A 21,154-nucleotide genomic window follows, 5' to 3' on the forward strand; every position below is an offset into this window, starting at 1 on the left:
GGACAAGGGAATATTACTATCCAAATGATAGTGGCACAGAAACCCCAGCAGGAGCCTCCCATGCGTGCCGTTGTCCAGAATTCAGTCGGCGGACCCGACGTCCTCGTCATCGCCGATCGCCCCGCGCCCTCGCCCAAGTCAGGCGAAGTGCTCGTGCGCGTGCATGCCGCCGGCATCAATCCGGTCGATGGCTCGGTGCGCGCCGGTTACTATCCTTTGCTGGGCGAACCGCCCTTCACTTTGGGCTGGGATATTTCAGGCACGGTCGAGGCGGTGGGCCCAGGCGTCGATGGCGGCCTCAAGGTCGGTGACGCCGTGTTCGGCATGCCGCATTTTCCCAAGCAGGCCGCAGCCTATGCGGAACTCGCTGTCACCCCGGCTGATGAAATCGCACCGAAGCCGCAAGGCATCGATCACTTTCATGCAGGCGCGCTGCCGCTGGCCGGCCTGACCGCCTGGCAAGGCCTTGTCCGCCATGGCGGCCTGAAGCGCGGCCAGCGCGTGCTGATCCATGCCGCGGCCGGCGGCGTCGGGCATCTGGCGGTGCAGATCGCCAAGGCGCACGGCGCTTATGTCATCGCCACCGCCAGCCCGAAGAAACTCGATTTCGTCCGCTCGCTCGGCGCCGATGAAGTGGTCGACTACACCAAGCGAGATTTCACCGCCGAGGTCAGCGACGTCGACCTGGTGCTGGAGCCGATGGGCGGCGACCATGCCGACCAATCGCTGACAGTCCTGAAGGACGGTGGCGCCCTGGTGTCGCTGCTCAATGTCCACGACACCACCCGAGCCAAGGCTGCTGCGCGTGGGATCCGCGTCGAGCGCATGTCCGTCGTGCCCGACCGTGAAGGCCTCGTCGAACTTGCCAAACTGGTCGATGCGGGAAAGCTTGCGGTCCATGTGGCAAAGGCGTTTCCGCTCGAACAGGCGGGCGCCGCGCACGCTTTTCTCGCCACTAGGCCGATCGGCAAGGTGGTGCTGACGGTCTGAAGCAGGCATTACCGACAGGCAAAAGGGCGCGGTTACCGCGCCCTTTTCTATTGTGGTCCTGGCTCTAGTGCCGGTATTGCTGGATGCGCGTCGTGCGCAGCCCGGCAAGGCCGTATTCGTCGATCGACGCTTGCCAGGACAGGAATTCCTCGGTGGTCAGCTTGTAGCGCTGGCATGCCTCGTCGAGGCTCAAAAGCCCGCCGCGCACCGCAGCAACCACTTCCGCCTTGCGCCGGATAACCCAGCGACGTGTATTCGTCGGCGGAAGATCGGCAATCGTAAGAGGGCTGCCGTCAGGCCCAATAACATATTTGACTCGCGGTCTAACAAGATCGGTCATCGTACTCTCTACTAAAAACTCAAAGACCCAATCCCCACCACATTACCGCCACAGCTTTAAAAATTGCCTAAGCGAACCCTAATGAGTAGGTAAGGATCATGAACGCCGCGTTAGTCTTTTCGTCGGCATTTGAGGCAACGGCGGGCAGGCGCGCAATTTTCCCGCAAAATCGGCACCGCCGCAAAGCTGGCGCCGCTGGTGTGGTTGACCTATATTCGCGCCACTGCCATTGAAGCGCCGCGCAGAACGAAAGAACCATGAACAGCCTCGACCTTCCCGCCAGCCCGCAAAACACCCGCATCGTCGTCGCCATGTCGGGCGGTGTGGATTCGTCTGTCGTTGCCGGCCTTTTGAAGCGCGAAGGCTATGATGTCGTCGGCGTCACGCTGCAGCTCTACGACCATGGCGCCGCAACGCACCGGGCCGGGTCGTGCTGCGCCGGCCAGGACATTGACGATGCCCGCCGCGTTTCCGAGACACTGGGCATTCCGCATTACGTGCTCGACTATGAGGAGCGCTTCCGTAAGGCGGTCATCGACCCGTTTGCCGAAAGCTACGTCGCCGGCGAAACGCCCATTCCGTGCGTCTCTTGCAATCAGACGGTGAAGTTCGCCGACCTTTTGGCCACCGCCAAGGACCTTGGCGCCGATGCGCTCGCCACCGGCCACTATATCCGCTCCGGGGCCAATGGCGCCCACCGCGCGCTATTCCGGCCCGTCGATGCCGACCGCGACCAGAGCTATTTCCTGTTTGCCACCACGCAGGCGCAGATCGACTATCTGCGCTTTCCGCTGGGTGGGCTGTCCAAGCCTGCGGTGCGGGCCATCGCCGAAGAAATGGGGCTGACCGTTGCCGCCAAGCAGGACAGTCAGGACATCTGCTTCGTGCCGCAGGGCAAATATTCCGACATCATCGCCAAGCTGAAGCCAGCTGCCGCCAACCCAGGCGACATCGTCCATATCGACGGCCGCGTGCTCGGTCGCCATGACGGCATCCTGCGCTATACGATCGGCCAGCGCCGCGGCATCGGCATCGCCTCGGGCGAGCCGCTTTACGTCGTCCATCTCGACGCCGACCGGGCCCGTGTCATCGTCGGCCCGCGCGAGGCGCTGGAGACCCACAAGATCTATCTGCGCAACATGAACTGGCTGGGCGATCGCGCGCTGTCCGACATTCCGGCCGCCGGCATGGAGCTGTTCGCCAAGGTCCGCTCGACGCGGCCGCCGCGCCCGGCCGTGCTGCATCACCGCGCCGGCAGCACCTTTGTCGAACTGGTCGACGGCGAGTCCGGCATCGCGCCCGGACAGGCCTGCGTGCTCTATTCCGACGACGGCAACGAAGCCCGCGTCTTCGGCGGCGGCTTCATCGAGCGCTCCGAGCGCGGCGCCGAGGCCGAAGCCATGCTCAGCCGGCTCGCAGCCAGGCCGGCGCAGATTCCCGCAGAGTAAACACTACCCCTCTCGGAGACAGTTTTAGTTTCGATCTGCCTTACGGGCAGAGTTTCGAAACGGTCTCAGGACTTTGTGTGCGTGACTGTACCCGCCGTCAGGATGCGGAGCACCCTGATGGCTTCCTCGCCGCTGGTGCGCGGCTCGGCCCGCGTCTCGATACACTGGATAAAGTGCTCGAGCTCGCGCGTCAGCGGCATGCCCTGGCCGACCGCGACATAGGATGGCTCGTTGGTGGTGAAGGCCCACTGGCCGCTGTCCTGCCACACCGCGTGGCGGTAGACGGCCAGCTTGCGCTCCCAGGGCTCGACATCGTCGAACACCGCCATTGCCTTGGTGCCGACCACGGTCAGCCGCCGCTCGCGATAGGGATTGAGCCGCGAGGTGAAGAGATGGCTGCGCAGCCCGTTGGGAAAACGCATGTGCAGATGCGCGAAATCGCTGAGATTGTCGAGGAGTGCCGCCCCCTCGCCCCTGACCTCGATCGGCTCGGTGCCGGTGATGGCCAGGATCATCGACAGATCGTGCGGCGCCAGATCCCACAGTGCGTCGTTCTCGGTGTGGAATTTGCCGAGGCCGAGCCGGTGCGAGTGGATGTAGCGGACCTCGCCGAGCTCGCCATTGTCGATCAGCGCCTTCAGCGTCTCGAAGGCGGGATGGAAGCGCAAGACATGGCCGACCATGAACACGCGGCCATTGTCCCTGGCCGCCTGCACGGCGCGCTCGGCGTCGGGCACGGTCAACGCAATCGGCTTTTCCACCAGCACGTCCTTGCCGGCCTCAGCGGCGCGCACGGCAAGATCGGCATGGAACTGCGGCGGCAGCGCCATGACGATGGCGTCGATATCATCACGCACGAACAGCTGGTCGGGCTCGATCGCCAGGCAGTCCTGCTCGCTGGCAAAGCCTTCGGCCCGCGCCCGATTGGCATCGGAAACCGCATGCAGCGTGCCGAGCGCCTTGAGGGTGCGGATGTGGTTGCTGCCCCAGTATCCGCAACCGAGGACTGCAATGCGCGGCTTCATCAGCTTCAAACTCTAATTTCTTGGCCGAGACATAGCGGCGTGCCCCGTCGAACTCAACCCCGGTGGCTTACCGGAGATGCCAGCCCGGCAAAGCTTTTACCGGCGACAATATGCCGGCGCCCCTCGCGCATCGATGCTTGACAGGCTCGCCCTCCCAACCTTATATCCGCGCGACCTTGGCGAACGCCTCGAAATGCCTTTCGATTTAAGGCGGATTTCGGGCCTTTCGCCGCCCTGGCGGGGTAGCTCAGTTGGTTAGAGCACGGGAATCATAATCCTGGGGTCGGGGGTTCAAGTCCCTCTCCCGCTACCAAATTTCTCTCAATGAAATTAGATACTTACCGGACATGAAGGCGGCTCGACCGGCAGTTCCATGTCGCGCCATGTTGCAAACCGGTACCGTTGATTTACAATGGGTTGCCGAAGATGACGGCAACTCCACGCGACATGAACGCGACACGAGGGACCATCGTGGAACGAGTTTTCGACGAGTTGATAGGCGCTCTCTGCCTGCCGGAACAGCGCTGGCGCGCCGCTGCCAGGTCTTGGGCTTTTCGCTTGGCAGGCAACTTAATGACTGGCGTGGCGATCGGCGTCGGAATTGCGGTGGGGTTGGCTTTCGCGGGCTGACAGCCCGCCGCCTTTCGACAGCGGGCCGACGGCGGGTTAGGCCTGCACTCGTTGCCCGTAGATCAGTGAAAATCCAGGGAGATCACCAGTGAAGTCCTCGCCGTGGACGGTCCAGAGATGGATACCAGGATGCATCGCTTTCGTGGCGTCGATAAATTCGCGCCGTGCCATCTCAAAGCGATCCCTCGGCGCTATCGATCCGACGTTCATATAGACGATCGGCGGGTAGCCGTCGCCGGCGGGTGCACGGACGCGCAACTCCCACTTGCCGCCACAGTGCTGGTTACGGCCCTCGACCAGTTCGCAAAGTTCATCATGCAGGGCGTGCAGGCGCGCCAGCGGTGGCTGCGGAAGGGTTGGCGCGGTGTCTGGGACCTCCGGAGCGCCGATCGCTCGTCCTGGCCCCGCTGTGGCTGGAATGGCGCCCAATGCCGCGACGACTGTCCCCGCACCGAACAGCACGCGCCGCCGGTCGATTGTAACCCCCATATTTTTCATTTTGATTGGTCTCACTGGTTTGGGCTGTTCAAGGCCCGCGCGGCGATCGGCGCCGAAGCCGGAGGTTGAACACCTGCCAGTGAGACAGGCCGATGGCTTTTAACCGCGAGGTCTGGACAGCACCACCGCCTCCGGCCTATGAAAAGGCCGATCGCGGCAGCCGCCAAGCTGCGCGTCATCCCGATGAACGGGATAAACGACTGGAAAATCGCGCCAACGATTTCTGGTCGTCACTGGTCCGGGTGTTCAAGCCCCACGGACACGATGCTCTCCGCACCGATTCTCGTCAAGCACAAGCGAAACTCCCCCCTGGGGATAACCCATTGATGCGCGTCAATTCGATTGCGTAAAGCCAGCTACCTGCGGTATTCCTGATTCGTCCGTGGAGCTGGCTTCGGCTGGCGCCTCCGGTTCGGGTAGCTGAGCAGCTGCAGCCCCGATTAGCAGCGGTTCCCGAGTAGAGCGCTCCTGGGAGTTAGGCCCCCAGGTTGAGGGTCTGAAATCGCCCGTTAATGTTGGAACCACCACGGACACCTGGAAAGGCCGCTTAGGGAAACCTGGCGGCCTTTTCTGTTTCAGCCTTGATAAGCCGTCGCCGTTTCGCGTTCTCGCGGCCTTTGCGGGCGATCTCGACGCGCTTCAGCTCGGCGGCCTCTTCCTCGGCCGACAGCTTCGGCATGACGCGCTCCGGGCTCGCTAGCAGCCATAGCAGCGCAGTTGCCATGGTTTGCTGCGTCGAACACCCGGGCTTGACGAACTGCGCCCAGGTGCGGACCTGGCCGAGGTCGATATCGTCGAAGAGGTCGGCGTGGATCTCGACCAGGCCGGAGAGCACGACGGCGGAAACCGCCGTGATGGTGTCGCCCTGCAGCTCGCCGGCGTTCCCTTCGCTCTCGACGATCAGACGAAGCACCAGGCGGAGGTGATCGGGGCCGTGCGCCTGGCCAATGCGCTTTAGCGTCTTCGGGCAGAAACACACCCTTGCTCGTCCAGCGTTGGCGCCGTGCAGCGCTGGCTTCAGGATTTTGATCCCGCACTGCTCGGCCACACGGTGGACGTCCACGGCATGCTTATCGGCCATTGATCGACCGCTGCATGTCACGGCCGGCAAGAGCCATCTGGCGGCGCATTTCGGAGATGCTGTCCTTTGAAATCGTCGTGCCGCCCTCGACCTTGACGTTGACGTTGACCTGCATCGACCGACTACTGCCTCCGCCTGACCTTGACGAGCCGCCGCCGCGCTGATCCTCGAACTGATCCGGACGCGCCACGATCACGCGCTCGTTCGGGTTCTTGAAGAACTCGACGTGCTGGGTGTCCTGCCCCATGATGCCGCCGCTGGCGAAGCCATAGACGGCCCGGTGCGCGATCTGCTGCGGGGTTGCCGAAAGTCCCTGTGCACCATAGCCGATGATGCCGCTGACGTTGTGGGCATTGGACCTGGCGGTCGCCAGCGCTTTCGAATATGCGGCCGCCAAAGGATCCGCCTCGGCGCCAGACGACGCCGACGAGCCGCTGCCCGATGAACCACCGGAACCGCTATAGCTGCTCGACGTGCCCCACTTCTCGACACCCTCATATGTCTTGCGCGTGTTGGCCTCGATGTTCATGAACAACTGCCACATGCGATCGGTCTCGCGCGTGGCTACTTGTCCGGTATAGGCGGATTGCGGATTGGCAAGTGCCATTGACTGAGCGTTCGGGATGACGGTAGCTGCCGATTTCGGCACCACCAGCTCGGGGCCACGCTCGCCGACCCAATATGGCGAGTTAGCCGAGATTGGACCGCCTGCCGCGCGCTGCGGGTACTTGGCGTTGACCAGCGCCAGTACATAGGGGTCTTGATAGGTCTTGGGCTGCGTATAGCCCCATGAGTTCGTCGACGTGTTGAAGATCGGGGTTTTCGATACCTCCGGACCATTCGATGAGTACCGCGTGACGCCGACGCCACTAGTGCCGCCTGTCTGGTTTGGCACATCGTAGGTCGACTGCGTGCCGGTGCCGACCTGACGCGTAACCACAGTGATGGTGACCGTCTTGTCGCGAATGCTTTGGATCGTGCGATTGAGTGTTGCTGCTGCGCCGGTGTCGGCGTCCAACTGCATGTGCGCCTTGATCAGTGAATCGATGAACGCGTTGACCGCATCGACGCCAAGGCCATCATGGATCAGCGTCTGCCGCACCATGTCGAGACCTTGGTAGACGGTGCTGACCGACGTGCTGCCGGTGCTGAGCGTGGCGAACAGCCGATCGATCGTGTGCGTCGCATCGGAGATCGCATCATCCGCGCCCTTGATATCCCGGACGTCGCCGAAGAACTTCTTGATGTTGTCGGCGCCGGATGCCGTGTCGATCGCCTCCTTCCACTTGGCGGCGTCAGCGGTCACGCGGCGAAGCTGACTGTCCAGTTCAAGCATGCCCTGAAGCTGGCTTTCGCGAGCACGCTGCATGGCCTGGTTGGCCTGTTCGAACTCGCTGGCGATGCCCTGGAACCCGCCGCCCATTCGACTTACGCCAAAGCGCTGGTCGGAGCCGGAATTGAGCGTGCCGAAGAACTTGGAAACGATTGCGTCGGCGCCACCGGCATTCGTGCCGACGTCCTTGAAGCCGCCCGCCATGTCGAACAGCGTGCTCGCCGCGTGGCCGCCGTCGATCCCCACGTTCTTAATGCCGAGATCGTTGTTGAGGATGTCGCGCAGCTTCAGCGTTTCATTGGCGCCAAGCTGAATGTTCTCGGCGAATTTCTTGGCGTCAGGCGTCAGTGCGGGGTCGAGCCGCAGGTCGCCGATCGAACCGACCAGATTGTCGACATTGACGTTGCCGGCATCGATCGTGTCGGCGAGCTTGCCGAAGGCCGCCGCGCCGGCGGTACCGACGACCATCTCGGCGGACGCCAACTCTCGCAAGTCGACTTTGAGGTGATCGAGCGACGCGGCGAGCGCGGCCCGGTCCCGATCGACTTGCGTCTGTGTGTCGGCAGCGAGCACGGAATGCGGAAGCTTGGCGGCCTGGTCGGCGTACGTCTTCAGTTCGGCGGAAAGGTGTGGATACGTCGCCGCGATCGAGTCCAACAGCGTCTTGTGGCTCTCGAGGAGTTCGTTGACGGTGAAGATCTTCTCGCGGGTCGCCAGCATGAAGACCGAAACCGCACCAACGGCCGCAACGCCCGCCGCCGAGAGCATGCCGGGCAACGTGGTCAACCATGTGCCGAACGCCGCCCTGACGCCGGCGCTGGCGGCGACCAGGCCCTGCGGGCCAGACATCGCAAAGGAAAGGTGGTTGAGCTGCTGCGTCAGCACCTGCGAGACAGGCGCGCCCAGGGCGATGCTTTCGGCCGCCGAACGAGCGGCGTGGCTCAACGCCATCATCTGGCTCGACCCGAGCCGGGCAGCGGTGGCGCCCTCTTCGACTGCAACAGCAGTGCCGAGATGCTTCGCCCGGGCAAGATCCATCACCCTATTGATCTCGACTTGGTCAATGCCAAGCTTCCGTGCTGCGGCATCGGCCGTGAGCAGCGCACGTTCCATCCGCTGGGTCGCTTGAAACGCCGGATCGACGCTGGCCTTCAGGCGATCCCATGACTTCGCGGTTGACGAGATCGAACCCGACATCATCGTCAGTGCGCCGGCCTGCTTTTCCATGGCGGTGGCCGCGGCGTTCTCTCCCGCGACGAATTTCGCCTGGGCCGCCTCGGCCATTTTCATTGCCTTGACGTATGCAGCAGAGCCGGCTTCGGCTGGCCGACTGTCGATTATGAGTTCCGTGACGACGGTTTCGTTTGCCATCAGTGTCTGACCTCTTCTGCATCGGCAGGGTTGAACATCGCCACCAACCATTCTGGCGAGAATATCGCCACCGGGACTGGAACGATGTCCGGGATTGCGGCCATCGCCGAGAGCGCTTCCCTCGCCGCGCGCTTCTTGCCCTCCTTGACGAGGATGTTGATTGCGCGAGTGCTCACCTTCAGTGTCCGAACGAGTTCAGCCAGCGAGGCGAGCATGGTGTTCTGGCCGCCGATCGCCTCCACCAAGCCTTCAAGCTCGTCGGCCATCTTGAGCGCGTGCTCGGCGATCTCGTCGGGCGTCATGTGTTGGTGAGCGGCGGCGAGGAGATCGCGGGCTGACATTAGTTCATCCCCGACGCCCGCGGTGCGAAACCAGTGCGGCGTCGCTGGAACTCGTCGGCGAGGATCAGGCAGGTGCGGCGGAAGATGTACTCTTCGACCATGGATCCGCGGACCAGCTGCGCCTGCGCCTCGGTTTTCACCCCGCCCTCGATCGTTTCCATCAAGGTGGCCTTGACCTGGTCGCAGACCTTTCGGGCGCCGATCGCCACTTCCTTCAGCTCGTCCATGTCGAGGGAGGTGACGCGGTTCGGCAACTCCTCGAGGTCGGCGAGCTGCGCCGGCGTCGCCATGGCGAGCGCCAATCTGTCGTATTCCGCGTTGGGGTCGGCATCGAGCGCGCGCTCGTCGAGTTCGGGGATGTTGTCGGTCATCCTCATTCCTTTCTTTTTTGGGGAAGGACGGCGGCCTCTTTGCGGGAGGAGCCGCCGTCCCTACAAGCGCGTGGCCCGGGAGCCTCGTGAACCTCCCAGGCCGCGCTATTCCTCGCCGGATCCTTACTAGGCCGAGCACTTCAGCAGTTTGATCGCCTCGAAGTTCGAGACGTCGCCGCCCGTACGCTTGTAGACGTAGAAAATGACGTTCGGCTTATCGCTATAGGGGTCGCGCAGCGTCTTGATCGACTGCCAGTCGAGCACGGTGTAAGCCTTCTTGAAATCGCCGAATGCGATCGGGTAGGTACCGGCGCCGGGCGCTGGCATGTTCTCGTCGAACTCAACGGGACGGCCGAGGAGTGACGGCGGCGCACCGGCCGTCATGCCGGCACGCCAGATATAATCGCCGGTTGAATCCTTCAGCTTGTCGAGGCCATTGGCCGTGGCACTGGACATCAGCCACGTCGCATTTGTGCGGTAGGGCGCCCGGAGTGCCCAGTATAGATCCTTGATGCCGTTGGCCTGGCCGCTGGCATCGGCAACGGTCGCAGCAGATCCCGATATCACGTTCTGCAGCACTCCCCATGCGCGTGTCGCGTCGGACGTCGCCACGCTGGTCGCGGCGTAATCCATGAACCCGCGGGGTTTCTTGACGCCATTGCCGGCGACATAAGCGAGCCCTTCCGTGCGGCCGAACTTGTCGGAAATCTTGCCCTCGACCCAGGAGCCGATGTTGACGAAGGAGAGATCCAGCAGCTTCTGGGTGACGGATTGCTTCGCGTAGACCTCATGCAGCGGGATCGACAGCGAACCGAGTTCCGAATCGCCGGTGTCCGGCCTGGTCTCACGCTCGCCAACCCACTCCGCACCGAGATCCGAGACGTCGAGCGGTTCCTCCCAAAGGTCGCCGTTGTCGATCGTGATGATGCGGGAAAGACGGCGGATCGGCGATTGGTCGAACGTTTTCTGGTTGATTGTTGCCGCCATGTTGGTTCCGGTGATGTAGCCGCCGGCTGGCCCCTCGTCGGTCGAGAGCGCCTTGATCTCGATATCAGAGCCGCTTTTGATGAAGGCGCCAAAGGCTTTGTATTCGGCCTCGATCTCGGGCGCGCTGGCCTTGCCGTCGCGCATCTTGGTGCCGAGTCCGTTGGGTGAGCGCTGCATCGCGACCTGGAGCTGGGCGAGGATGTCATCCATTTTTTTGAAATCGGTCTCGAGCTTCTTCTGCCCGGTGACCAGCGTCTTGACTTCGCCGTGATAGCCAGCGAACGCCGTCTTCAGCTCGTCCAGGCCTTCCGGCGCGTTCTTGGTCTCAAGCGAGAGGCCGCGCAGCAGCGCGGCGCCGCGCAGCATTTCGAGGTAGGTGTGCTTCACTTGGATGTTCCTTTCAGCTCAGCGATAGCGGACTTCACGGCCGCGGCGAGTTCGATCGCGGCGGCGTTGTCCTGTGTGGAGAGAGCCGGCCAGCCGCCGGCGGCAAGTTTGGTTGCAGCGGCGCGTGAGACCCCCGAATCCCTCAGGAAGGTTTCGAAGTCGCGGCGCGTGTCGAACGATTTCACGCCGTCGATCGTGGCGCTTCGGTTCGATGGGAACGCGGTGACGCTGACCTCGTGAAGCGCGAGCTCCTTGAGGCGCCGGACACCGGTCTTGGTGTCGATCTCCGCGCCACCCAGGCCGACCCTGTAGCCGATCGACAGGCCGCCGATGGCGCCCTGCTTGAGCAGCGCAAAGGTCTCGCGGCCGGCCTGCACATCCATATTCAGCCGACCGGACATTTTTAGGCCGCGGCTGTCCTCGACGTAGCTGTCCCAGACGCCGATCGGCCTGTCGATGTCGTGCTGCCATAGCATGACAGGCCGTGTCCCGAAGGCGGCGTGCTGCTGGATGGATTTTGTGAAGGCGCCTGGAAGGACGACATCGCCGTGCTGGTCGCGGACGCCAAACACGGACCCGTACCCGTCGATTACGCCCTGGTCGGAGGCGAACTTGACCTCGACCGGAGCGGCGAAGAACCGATCGGCGGCTTCCTTGAAGCTCAAGAGCTGGTCGCGCACGGGCGCACCTCGACTGTGAGTGAAATCGACTTTCGATCTCGCCACCGCTCATCCCGAGCGTGTCGCAGAGGTGCGGCCCCATCATCCCGATGGTGGCGCGCGATAGGAAATCTATCCTGCCCGCTCGATTTGAACAAGAGGGAGGGTATTTTTTCGGTGTTTTCGCGATTTTTCCCAAAATCTCGGGACGGTGAAAAAATTATCTCAGCATGAGCCCCGAGCGGTTGGCGACCCCAATCCCCGTGAAGATTTGACTCCCCCCACCCCCTCGTCATCGTGCTGCCCTCAGCAGCCGGCGCCAGGCCCGAATGAAGCCGGCCGCGGCGACCCTTGCATAGGGCTCCAGCGCGCGGCTGCCGATGCCGGCGTCGGCGGCGGGCTCCTGCATTGCATCGCGCATGATGTCGACGACAACAGCGGCCGGATATCGATCGGTGGGGTACAAGCGGAAGTGACGTTCGGCCATCTCCTGGCCGAACTCGCGGTGGCGTTGAAGGGCGGTCGGATCGATGCTCATCAGAATGATCCCAACCTCTCGTTCTCTCGCTCGACAGCTGCCTCGATGGCACGCGTCACACATGCCACGAAGTGCGCCGGCGGTAGACCGTGCAGGACTGCGACGATGCGGGAGAGGAGCTCGAGGAAGGTTGGAGGAGCCATGCTGTCGTACGTCTCGTCGACATAGTTGCGGGCAGCTGCTATCGCGCGGTCACCACGTGTCATTCGCCAAACCTTTCGATGTCATCGTCGTCTTCTGGACCGTCGTATTCTTCGGGACCGTCGTCGCCTTGACTCCATGGCGGCTCGTGATTGAAGACGACGTCTGATCGTGGTGCAGGGGACGCGAGCGAAGCTCGAGCGTCCCCCTTGCTGCTACCGTCGAACGTAGATCGCGGAGCATGGTCAAACGTAGAGCTCGACGATTGAGGGTGATGACGGTCTTTTGGACCGTCATCCTCTCTACTGGTTAACGGTGTCGCGCGCTCGCGTAGCATCGGGCCAGCAGCCTTGCTAGCATCTTCCCTAGCATCGCCGTTTTGTTGATATTGTTCATCTTTTCCCCATCGCTTACCCGCATTTTTGCCCGCCTTTTTCAATCGCTCTTCACGATAGGAAATCTCGTCAAGAATGTAGTCCGACACCAAGCCACCAGAGACACGTCTGAGGAGCCCTTCGCCGACGAGATGGTCGATTGCTTTCCTCATTGCCTGCCGCGTCATGTTGCAGCGGTAAGCCAGGATTCTCGGATCTTCAGGCACCGCGCCACCACGGAGGTGAGACTCGCCGCGGATGGTGAGTAGAGCGACTGCCACGTATGGCTCTAGGTTGCGCGTCTCTATCGCCCAAGTGTCGGGCTGAAAGCGATACCAGGGCGGCACTTTTGAGGTCACTTGCCGTCATTCCTGAGTTCGCGCAGCCGATCGGCCTCCCGCTCGGCGAGGATCAGCTCGGCCGAGGAAAGCTTGAAATAGTCGCGAAGGACGCTGGCATAGACGTTCGCTGGCGGGCGCTGGGAAGGCGGCGTCTTGACCAGCCATTCCGCGCATCGGGCGATCCTATCGTTGCCGGCGAAGTTCACCGGCGCCATGAAGGTCAGGCGCCTTTGGCTTCGGCCGTCTCGCCCAGCACGGCGGCGAGCAGCTTGCGGCGGGAAGCCACCCACTTCTCGCCAATCTTTTTCGCAGGCAGGTGTCCGGCGCTGAGCATGTGGAAGGTTTGGCGCTCCGTCCGGCCGATCACCAGGGCGATGTTCTTCACCTCCCAGACGATGTCCTCGGTCGACGGCGCGATTGACGGCGTGCTGACACTTGCAAGTGATTCCATGTGAATGTCTCCAATTGGATGGACCACGGTGGTCCTTGTAGCTAGTGCGCCCCATTGCAGTCAAGACCACGGTGGTCCATAAAGCGGAATGGATGGAAACGAGCGATGACTAGAGAAGACCCCCAGCTAAAATTGCGACTCCCCGACGGCCTTCGAGACCGGATCAAGGCCCGGGCTGATCAAGAGGGCCGATCGATGAACGCCGAGATAGTTCGCGTCCTGGAGCGTGAATTTCCGGAGCCGTGGACGCTAGAAGATCGTGTCACCCACCTGCATGGCCTTCTATCCATGCTCGGCCAGGCCACCCCGAAAGAGGCTGCCGACGATGTGATTAAGCACGTTCATGCGACGCTGACCGCGGTCGCCACTGGACGGACAACAGATGTCGATGAGGACACGCGCGGCGAGATCCTCCGCGGATTGGCTCGTTGGGAACGCAAGGCATTCAAAGACAACGAAGGTCAGGGCAGCATTCCGGCGTTCATCAGGAACAGGACTTGACCTCATGTCGATCCGTAAGCGCACATGGACCAACGGCAAGGGCGAGGAGAAAACGGCCTGGGTGGTCGACTATGCCGACGGCAAGGGCACGCGCCGGCTGAAGACATTCGCGAAGAAAAAGGATGCCGACCAGTTCGCCGCCACGGCCAAGGTCGAGGTCCGCGAAGGCTCGCACGTTGCCGACAATGCCAGCGTCACTGTGAAGGCTGCGGGCGCCTTCTGGATTGCAACCGGCGAACAGGACGGGCTCGAGCGGTCATCGATCGACCAGCGCAAGCGACACCTGCAACTGCACATCGAACCGTTCATCGGGCAAACGCTCCTATCGCATTTCACCGTGCCGGGCGCTCGGGAGTTCGCTGACAAACTGCGAGAGAACGGCCGCTCGCCGGCCATGGTTCGAAAGGTCATGGGTTCATTGGCCTCCATCTTTTCAGACGCACAGGAACGCGGGCTTGCTACCCGGAATCCGGTCAAGGATCTCCGCGGCGCCCGGCGGAGAGGCAAGGAACGCCAAGCCGACAAGCGTCAGAAAAGCAGGCTGAAGATTGGCGTCGACATCCCGACCCGTGAGGAGATCAAGGCTATCGTCGGCGCGGCGACAGGCCGCTGGCGCCCTCTTCTGATCAGCGCGATTTTCACCGGCATGCGATCGTCAGAACTGCGCGGCCTTCGTTGGCAGGATGTCGATTTCGAGCGAGCGCAGATCAGCGTGCACCAGCGCGCCGACGACTACGGCGAGATCGGTCGCCCGAAGTCCGAAGCGGGAGAAAGGACGATCCCGGTTCCGCCGATGGTCGTCAACGCGTTGAGAGAATGGAAGCTCGCCTGCCCTCGCCGACCGACTGGCGACATCGATGCCGCAGGCAATCCGGTGAAGGAACTGCACTACGTTTTCCCGACGGGAAGCGGCAACATTGAAAGCCGCTCGAACATGACCAAGCGCGGTTTCCTGCCGACCCAGGTCATGGCCGGCGTGACAGTGCCGAGCGATGAGCGAGACGACGCTGGCGAGGTGGTCCTGGTGGGCAAGTATGGCGGCATGCACGCCCTTCGCCATTTCTATGCCTCATGGTCGATCAATCGGCCGCAGGATGGCGGGCTCGGTCTTCCCCCAAAGGTCATTCAGGAACGGCTCGGGCATAGCTCGATCATGATGACGATGGACGTGTATGGGCACCTGTTCCCGCGCGGCGATGACGCCGATGAAATGGCTGCAGCCGAGCGGTCGCTTTTGGGTTGAGTGCGACATAGACGCGACACAGAGGCAAATTCTTCAACAAAATCAGCAATGGCACCAAGCATCATAATCCTGGGGTCGGGGGTTCAAGTCCCTCTCCCGCTACCAGCCCACCTTAAGCTATTGAAATAATAGCAAAGACGCGGACCTATGGTAGGCGCCCTGTCCGAAAAAGTCTTCAATGATTTTAGGACCTAGCCTGCTGCCATTGTGACGCCAACGAACGTGTTGCGACGCTTCGCAGACAACAAACTGCGCCTCGAAAGTCTCCACCTGCGGACCCATTCGGTCCCGATTCCGAGGCGCAATCGACGCGGATTTTCGAATGGCGCGCCCGTGTCGCCCGCCAAGCCCCTGACGCTCGGCGGCTTCTGCCCGAGTTATCCAGCTAAATTAAGCAGTCTCATCGGGCGGGCGCTCTGGATTCGCCGACGCCAATCCGCGTGAGCGTACGCGGATCGTCTGACAGATACGATCAGCGAGAGAAGCGAGCGCGCCCTGCACAGTGCGTGCCCCGAGAACGGATTGGAGGGTAACGGCCTGTGTTGCAAACCTATGTTTGAAGGCCTCTCCGCCACAGAGGAAATCGACCAATCCCAAGCCGTGATCAAACGACCACTGTATATACTCCGTAATCAGGACCGCACCCGGCGACGCTCGGCTAAAATCAGGGTCGTAGGTGGTAACGAATGCCATCATGACGTTGTGCTGGACGATGTTGATGGAAACCGCGACCATCGCACCATTGCATTCAAGTACGAAAATGCGCAGCACACCGGCGCGTGACAGCGCGTCCACCAGGGCGGCAAAAGCCGGCTCGCCCTCTTCGAAAAGGTCGGATTCACGCGTGTGCTTTTCCAGCCATCTGCGCTTCAGCGCCGACAGTCGCTCCAGCAATGGCTGCAGCGGCTCGTCGGCCGACAGGAGGCGGAATTTCACTTCGCCTGTTTCTTCCAGTATCTTGATGCCGCGCCGATAGTTCTGGCGCATCTTTTTCGACTGGTCCGCCAGCCACGCTGCTCCGCTGGCCCACTGTCCACCGACGCGATAACTGACTTCCTCCCGGTGATTGGCGCGAAGCTTGACGCCGCTGGAAGAGCCCGGTGTAAAAATCCTGCGGGCTGCCGCATCCGGCGACAGACGATTGATAAAAGCAAGATCGAAGCCACCCGCCGAACAGATCCGGTTCCAGAGGTTCTGGAGGGCCGATAGGGAGCATTCCGGCGCGACAAGAATATCACCATAGTCCGTATAGCTATTGGCGGCCCATTCGAGGAGCCGAAGTCCTTTTCGTCTGCCGATCGCCAGGGGAATGACAGCGACCAGCCTGTCATCGCGCCATACCAGGCCGATCCGCAGCGAGCGCCGGTCGCGGTCGCGCACGGTGCTCCACCATGCCGAAACCCAGGCATGGCTCTGAAAGATCAGTGCATGGGTACGATGCCATAGGTCTACCCATTCGGCTTCGATGGCGGCCAGGCGATCCGTCGAACTGACGATTTCCAGTCGCTCCGCACCAACAGCGTCAATCGAAGCCATTTTGTTCATGGTTGGAGACGGTCCTGCGGCCGCGCGACATCGATGCGCTTTTGAAAAAGTCGCACGATATGGTTTGCCATTTTCCTGAGCGGCAGCACGTAAAGTCCAAAAAGCGACTGATAGTCGCGTACGTCGCGATCTATCAGTCCAAACTTGAGGTCTTCGTCCGGATCCGGGATGAACTGCGTTCCGAATATGCGATCCCAGAATGAAAAAAGCAGCCCGAAATTCTTGTCGTAGTGGCGAGGGTCGACACTGTGATGCACCTGGTGCCAGTGCGGACACAAGATGACGCCGTTCAACCGGCCGAAGGAAATCTTCAGATGCGTGTGGCGAACAAAGTCCATCATGAGAATGTTGCGAATGACATAGACGTTGATGCCAAATATGGCGATCTCGACCGGATTAAGCGCAATCAGGCTCCACAAGCCGAAACTGATCCCCGGTATGACGCCGTCCCAGATCCGGTTCATCAGATCGTCCAGGGGGTGAACCCGGTCCTTGGTGATCCCAACCATCACTTCGGCCGAATGATGCACCTTGTGCAATTCCCACAGGAACGGAAAACGGTGCTGGGCAACGTGATATAGGTAGTAGGAGATATCGTAAGCAACGAGCATGGTTGCGGTGAAGAGGATGATCGTCACTGGGCCGGCGGGGCCGGGTATCAGCGGTTGCGAGATGCTGAAGAGCCAGCCGACTGCCTGGTTTGTTGCATATCCCGTGGCGGCAACGAAGGTGACACCGGCGGGAATGAGCAGGAAGGGCATCACCAGTCTTTTCGTGATCCAGAACAATGCGTCCGCTCGCGCGGATGGGTGCATGATGACTTCCGCGGGAAAGGCGAAGTCGAAAAAGTCCCGGAAGGATTTCTGTTCGACCGTTCGCCAGTAGGCGACCACCGCGCTCCCCAGCGCCGTGAGCAACAGGAGACCGAGTGTCAGCAGATCGATGTGTGAGAGTTTTTCCACGATCACTCTGGCGAATTCCGAAAACATCGATGCAGTGGCTCCTAGGTGGTGAAATGGCGATCCGGCTCGTCGCGAAGCACATATTGCCAAGCCCATCATATGCTGCCGGCAACTGTGTATCGGGGTGCGACTGGCAAAACAATCATGGCCAAATTAGCAGATCAACAGTGTCAAAACCGCTAAATATCTGAACGTAATTAATGTCGAACACTGCGCCTGCAACCTGCCCGTTATCGGGTCTGCGGCGGACTTGGCGCGAGCCGGATGACTACTCCCTTTTCGCCTACTTGGCCACGCCATGCGAGGCGTTCGGCTGGCTGCCTTGCACCAAAACGCGGCGAAACCCAGCCGCCTTGGCCCGGTGTGTCGCCGCCGGAACGGATGTCGATCGCTGCGTCTGGAAAGTGGATAGTCATCAAAGGTTCAGCGCCGCGCAATATCGTGACAATGTTTCCATCCCTGTTGGCCTGGAGGTCGGCGGCGAGTTGGAAGACGATCTCAGCGACGCGGCTGCCGCCGAGCAGTTGGTCGGTCACGAGGATGCCGTCGCCATCGCGTGTCACGGCGCGTTGATGCACAACGCCGAAGCGGCCTTTGTACCCGTCATGTCGGGCACACAGCCTCCAGTGCGGCCCCGGCTCGCTCTCCACCAATGTCGCAACCGCCTTGTGCGACCAGTTGAACGCCCCGGAGATGATGCTTTGGCTTTTACCCTCTAGGTTCAGCGTGTTGTGCGCCGGCGTCGAGCGGAACCAGTCCCGCCAGCCTCCCCCCGAACCATAGAGCCATGTGCCGGGGTCGACCAGCACCGGATCGCCGTCAATGCACAGGGTGAGCGACAGCGCGTCGGCATGACCGTGCGCCGCTATCGAAAGGTAGCCCAGCGGGCCGTGGTCGTATGTCAGATGGACGTTGCGACCATTCATCTCGCCGCGCCAGACGGAGAGCCCGCCTTGCGTGAATGTATGCAATCCATTCGGCACCGGCGCCGGCCGCGGTGGCGCGCCGAAGAAAAGCGCACGAAAATCGCCAGGCTCCGGTGCGCTGCCCGGCATCCGTAGAAAACCACGGATGGCGGCCGCGACCGATCCGACATAATCGGTTTCGCCCCCCAGCGTGATCACGCGGCCTTCATCATTGTCGCCGAAGCCGCTGGTTTTCGGCGGGAGCCAGCCTGCGAAATTGGCGAAAGCGGCCAAACGCGCTTCGACGGGCTGGGGAAAAGGCAGCCCGGCCTGGCGCGCCGCCGCAGCGCACAGCAGGAAAAGTTCGGCACTGAAGGCGGCGTAGGTCGGGGTCTGCTCGGCCCCGGCGCCATCGGCCAGGATCTGTTTGAGCACCTCAGCCAGGAGCGACTCGCGAGCTACCTCGGCCCCGAAAGCCAGACCGATCAGATATTCGCCAGCCAGTTCCGCGACGAGATGGTTGTTGGCGGACGAAAAACGGGAGGGAAACCGCGGCAGCCAATAGGCGCTTGCCGCCAGTATTTCACCGACTTTTTCTCGTGTCGCCGCGCCAAGCCGGTCGCCGACGAGGTCGAGCGTGACAATCAGGCTGATGGCTCGTAGCGCGACCTCGATGCCCGAGGCCCAGCCAACGCCCCGAAATGGTGGGTTGGCGAAATGCCAGCTCTCGATCGCCGCCTCGATGGCCGCACGGGATTGATCATCGCCGGTGAGAAGCAGATGGGCAGCCAGTGGCGGCAGTTGCTGCAGCCGGTTGATTTCCCAGACATATTTTACATCGCCACGGCCGGTGGCATGGCGAAAATCGATATCGAAAGTATGGGTCTTGGGGCCTGGCCAAAGCCGGCCGGTCACCGGATCAAGGCGCCAGAGCTCGGGTGGAAAGAGAGTATAGGGGTCTCGCTGTGGCCAGGTCTGCCCAAGTGCTGAAAACTGGCCCCGAAGAGTGTTTTGCGCAGCCGCCTCGATAGCTTGCCGCTGGGCTGGTGTCGCAGCGGCCGGCACAGCATTCCGCAATCCGTGCAGCACCGGGTGCAACTGCGGCGACGCATAGCGCTGCCAGCCGTTGTCGCGGCGGCGCGAAACGGTCCTCCGGCGCTGCTCGTCCAACCGATGCAATATCTCGGCCAACTCCATGCTGCGCAATCGGTTGAAATACCACCCGACCCTCATCCGCGCTCCGCCAAGATTTTGATCCTCATACACCATCCCGTCGAAAAAGCGTGTGGCGGCATCCTCTTTTCCGTTCCCGCGGTTAATATCTTCGGCCATGACGCGGAGTTTTGCGATGAGAATAGTTGTCTACGTCATAGCGTGCGCGCTTGGCATGGCTATGTCAGCCGAGGCGGCGCCGATCCCGCTTGAGCGCGGCGTCGGCGTCCATGAATGGCTCAACTGGTCGCCGGTGGAGAAAGATGGTTCCTACAAATGGCCGCCCTATCGCAGCGAGAAGGAATGGCTTGCGGGCGGCAGGCCGCTCACCGATTGGCCGGACGGCGACCAGTTTGGTCGCATTCGATCCATGGGCTTCGACTTTGTCCGGCTGAGTGTCGACCCTGGCCCTCTGCTTGCCAGCGAGGGCGCCAAACGACAACAGGCGCTGGACATGCTTGCCGCTGCGGTGCAGCGGGTCGTTTCAAGCGGGCTCAAGGTGGTTTTCGATCTGCATGGCGTCAGCCAGGTTCCGGCTTACAGCATGGAAATGATCTATGGCGGGGCCGACAGCGAGGGTGTTGCCCGCTATCGCAAAATGGTAGTGGCGGTGGCTGCCATGCTGATCAAAATTGGCGCCGACAAGGTCGCCCTCGAGCCCTATAACGAGCCCGCCTACTACCCTTGCGATTCAAGCGGCAGCGATGACTGGCAGCGGATCATGGCAGGCACGGTTCGCGATATTCGCGCCGTCAGCAGCGAACTCACCATCGTCGCGACCGGCGCCTGCGGCGGGAGCATCGCCGGACTGGTCAACCTGGACCCCAACTTCGACGACCCTAACGTCTATTACAGCTTCCACATGTATGATCCGCACAGCTTCACGCACCAGCGGGCCGATGACAAGAACGCTTTCTCCTCCGGCCTTCCCTGGCCTGCCGACGCCAGCACGCCCGAAGTGGTCGCCGAAACCCTCAAGGCGCAGATGGACGCCGCCGGCTTGAGCCAGATCGAAGAGGTGATGAACATGGCCTCGGCGCGTGAAACGATCGCCCGATACTTTGAGCAGAATTGGGGGCAGAGCCAGCTCGAAGCGGGTTTCCGTCAGGCGGTCGACTGGGCTGAAGCCCATGGCATAGCGAGCCGACGCCTGTTCGTGGGCGAATTCGGCGTTATCTTGATGTCTGCGGATGGCCGCATGGGAGCTTTCGATGCTGATCGCCTGCGCTATCTCATGGCAGTGCGCAGAGAGGCGGAACGTTTCGCGATGCCGTGGTCGGCCTGGGAATTCTCCAATCCTTACGGAATGAGTGTTATCCAACCCAAGGGGCCTGCGATCCCGGACCGGGAGATGTTGCGGGCACTAGGCCTGCGATAACTCGTCATCGGGTCAGGATCGGTTCGAGCGGTCTGCCTGGTTGCTGGCGATCAATTGCGTGGAAACCCAAGGACTGTCGTCTCCAGTTGCAGCCGAGAGGGC

22 protein-coding genes, 1 tRNA gene and 1 pseudogene are annotated in these 21,154 nt (G+C 61.8%); 8 read left to right on the plus strand and 16 right to left on the minus strand.

From position 1 onward, the window contains the following. Nucleotides 1-60 precede the first annotated feature (60 nt). A complete protein-coding gene (locus NKI46_RS01045) occupies nucleotides 61-990 on the plus strand; it encodes an NADP-dependent oxidoreductase (protein WP_023737768.1) in 930 nt (309 codons plus the stop codon). A 64-nt stretch (nucleotides 991-1,054) separates the two neighbouring features. Here NKI46_RS01045 and sciP read toward each other — a convergent pair whose 3' ends face one another. Further along, nucleotides 1,055-1,330, minus strand: coding sequence for a CtrA inhibitor SciP (gene sciP, locus NKI46_RS01050; RefSeq protein ID WP_013529904.1), 276 nt, complete (start codon nucleotides 1,328-1,330; stop codon nucleotides 1,055-1,057). Nucleotides 1,331-1,587: 257 nt separating this feature from the next. Between sciP and mnmA the strand changes: the two genes are divergently transcribed. After that, on the plus strand, nucleotides 1,588-2,778 hold the full coding sequence (mnmA, locus tag NKI46_RS01055; protein WP_023683624.1) for a tRNA 2-thiouridine(34) synthase MnmA: 1,191 nt from the start codon (nucleotides 1,588-1,590) through the stop codon (nucleotides 2,776-2,778). A 65-nt stretch (nucleotides 2,779-2,843) separates the two neighbouring features. Here mnmA and NKI46_RS01060 read toward each other — a convergent pair whose 3' ends face one another. Then, nucleotides 2,844-3,803 (minus strand): Gfo/Idh/MocA family protein, encoded by a 960-nt coding sequence (locus tag NKI46_RS01060; protein WP_023737767.1) that lies wholly within the window; start codon nucleotides 3,801-3,803, stop codon nucleotides 2,844-2,846. Nucleotides 3,804-4,039: 236 nt separating this feature from the next. On the opposite strand from NKI46_RS01060, the gene NKI46_RS01065 reads away from it, so the two are divergent. After that, nucleotides 4,040-4,116, plus strand: a tRNA-Met gene (locus NKI46_RS01065). Nucleotides 4,117-4,469: 353 nt separating this feature from the next. Here the strand turns inward: NKI46_RS01065 and NKI46_RS01070 are convergent. Next, nucleotides 4,470-4,931, minus strand: a complete 462-nt coding sequence (locus NKI46_RS01070) for a hypothetical protein (protein WP_352744317.1) — start codon at nucleotides 4,929-4,931, stop codon at nucleotides 4,470-4,472. Between the two features lie 92 nt (nucleotides 4,932-5,023). On the opposite strand from NKI46_RS01070, the gene NKI46_RS01075 reads away from it, so the two are divergent. After that, on the plus strand, nucleotides 5,024-5,281 hold the full coding sequence (locus NKI46_RS01075; RefSeq protein WP_352744320.1) for a hypothetical protein: 258 nt from the start codon (nucleotides 5,024-5,026) through the stop codon (nucleotides 5,279-5,281). A gap of 197 nt (nucleotides 5,282-5,478) precedes the next feature. On the opposite strand, the gene NKI46_RS01080 is transcribed toward NKI46_RS01075, so the two are convergent. The 10 genes from NKI46_RS01080 to NKI46_RS01125 form a co-directional block, all read right to left on the minus strand. Continuing rightward, entirely contained in the window at nucleotides 5,479-6,012 is a 534-nt protein-coding gene (locus tag NKI46_RS01080) for a hypothetical protein (RefSeq protein WP_352744323.1), read from the minus strand. Beyond that, the gene (locus NKI46_RS01085) at nucleotides 6,002-8,716 is read right to left on the minus strand and encodes a hypothetical protein (RefSeq protein ID WP_352744326.1); all 2,715 of its coding nucleotides are present in this window, start codon (nucleotides 8,714-8,716) and stop codon (nucleotides 6,002-6,004) included. Before NKI46_RS01085 ends, NKI46_RS01080 begins: the two co-directional genes overlap by 11 nt. Further along, nucleotides 8,716-9,057 (minus strand): hypothetical protein, encoded by a 342-nt coding sequence (locus tag NKI46_RS01090; protein WP_352744329.1) that lies wholly within the window; start codon nucleotides 9,055-9,057, stop codon nucleotides 8,716-8,718. Before NKI46_RS01090 ends, NKI46_RS01085 begins: the two co-directional genes overlap by 1 nt. Next, nucleotides 9,057-9,428, minus strand: a complete 372-nt coding sequence (locus tag NKI46_RS01095; RefSeq protein WP_352744332.1) for a hypothetical protein — start codon at nucleotides 9,426-9,428, stop codon at nucleotides 9,057-9,059. Before NKI46_RS01095 ends, NKI46_RS01090 begins: the two co-directional genes overlap by 1 nt. A 126-nt stretch (nucleotides 9,429-9,554) precedes the next feature. Then, nucleotides 9,555-10,802, minus strand: a complete 1,248-nt coding sequence (locus NKI46_RS01100) for a phage major capsid protein (protein ID WP_352744334.1) — start codon at nucleotides 10,800-10,802, stop codon at nucleotides 9,555-9,557. Continuing rightward, entirely contained in the window at nucleotides 10,799-11,482 is a 684-nt protein-coding gene (locus tag NKI46_RS01105; RefSeq protein ID WP_352744336.1) for an HK97 family phage prohead protease, read from the minus strand. Before NKI46_RS01105 ends, NKI46_RS01100 begins: the two co-directional genes overlap by 4 nt. A 271-nt stretch (nucleotides 11,483-11,753) precedes the next feature. After that, on the minus strand, nucleotides 11,754-11,999 hold the full coding sequence (locus NKI46_RS01110) for a hypothetical protein (protein WP_352744339.1): 246 nt from the start codon (nucleotides 11,997-11,999) through the stop codon (nucleotides 11,754-11,756). 202 nt (nucleotides 12,000-12,201) lie between these two features. Further along, nucleotides 12,202-12,873 carry a hypothetical protein gene (locus NKI46_RS01115; RefSeq protein ID WP_352744341.1) on the minus strand — a complete coding sequence of 224 codons (672 nt, stop codon included), beginning with the start codon at nucleotides 12,871-12,873 and terminating at the stop codon, nucleotides 12,202-12,204. Further along, nucleotides 12,870-13,070 carry a hypothetical protein gene (locus NKI46_RS01120; RefSeq protein WP_352744343.1) on the minus strand — a complete coding sequence of 67 codons (201 nt, stop codon included), beginning with the start codon at nucleotides 13,068-13,070 and terminating at the stop codon, nucleotides 12,870-12,872. The genes NKI46_RS01115 and NKI46_RS01120 overlap by 4 nt, the downstream gene beginning before the upstream one ends. Nucleotides 13,071-13,075: 5 nt before the next feature. Beyond that, complete coding sequence (locus NKI46_RS01125; protein WP_352744346.1) at nucleotides 13,076-13,306, minus strand: DNA-binding protein; 231 nt, start codon at nucleotides 13,304-13,306, stop codon at nucleotides 13,076-13,078. Nucleotides 13,307-13,411: 105 nt separating this feature from the next. Between NKI46_RS01125 and NKI46_RS30925 the strand changes: the two are divergent. From NKI46_RS30925 to NKI46_RS01135, 3 genes and pseudogenes are all read left to right on the plus strand, one after another. Next, a pseudogene (locus NKI46_RS30925) lies at nucleotides 13,412-13,492 on the plus strand (Arc family DNA-binding protein); the annotation flags it as partial. A 9-nt stretch (nucleotides 13,493-13,501) separates the two neighbouring features. Continuing rightward, nucleotides 13,502-13,807, plus strand: a complete 306-nt coding sequence (locus NKI46_RS01130) for a hypothetical protein (protein ID WP_502896786.1) — start codon at nucleotides 13,502-13,504, stop codon at nucleotides 13,805-13,807. Nucleotides 13,808-13,811: 4 nt separating this feature from the next. Beyond that, nucleotides 13,812-15,050 (plus strand): tyrosine-type recombinase/integrase, encoded by a 1,239-nt coding sequence (locus NKI46_RS01135; protein ID WP_352744635.1) that lies wholly within the window; start codon nucleotides 13,812-13,814, stop codon nucleotides 15,048-15,050. Between the two features lie 390 nt (nucleotides 15,051-15,440). Here the strand turns inward: NKI46_RS01135 and NKI46_RS01140 are convergent, their stop codons facing one another. The 3 genes from NKI46_RS01140 to NKI46_RS01150 all read right to left on the minus strand — a co-directional run bounded on the left by NKI46_RS01140 (nucleotide 15,441) and on the right by NKI46_RS01150 (nucleotide 19,794). Further along, nucleotides 15,441-16,595: a GNAT family N-acetyltransferase gene (locus NKI46_RS01140; protein ID WP_023713986.1), complete on the minus strand. Its 1,155-nt coding sequence runs from the start codon at nucleotides 16,593-16,595 to the stop codon at nucleotides 15,441-15,443. Next, nucleotides 16,592-17,584, minus strand: coding sequence for a sterol desaturase family protein (locus NKI46_RS01145; protein WP_023737711.1), 993 nt, complete (start codon nucleotides 17,582-17,584; stop codon nucleotides 16,592-16,594). The genes NKI46_RS01140 and NKI46_RS01145 overlap by 4 nt, the downstream gene beginning before the upstream one ends. 203 nt (nucleotides 17,585-17,787) lie before the next feature. Beyond that, nucleotides 17,788-19,794 carry a heparinase II/III family protein gene (locus NKI46_RS01150; RefSeq protein ID WP_352459819.1) on the minus strand — a complete coding sequence of 669 codons (2,007 nt, stop codon included), beginning with the start codon at nucleotides 19,792-19,794 and terminating at the stop codon, nucleotides 17,788-17,790. Nucleotides 19,795-19,810: 16 nt separating this feature from the next. On the opposite strand from NKI46_RS01150, the gene NKI46_RS01155 reads away from it, so the two are divergent. After that, a complete protein-coding gene (locus NKI46_RS01155) occupies nucleotides 19,811-21,052 on the plus strand; it encodes a glycoside hydrolase family 5 protein (protein ID WP_352744353.1) in 1,242 nt (413 codons plus the stop codon). Nucleotides 21,053-21,154 lie beyond the last annotated feature (102 nt).

It is taken from the genome of Mesorhizobium sp. M0615 (assembly GCF_040320805.1).
In the GTDB taxonomy this organism is placed as follows: Bacteria; Pseudomonadota; Alphaproteobacteria; order Rhizobiales; family Rhizobiaceae; genus Mesorhizobium.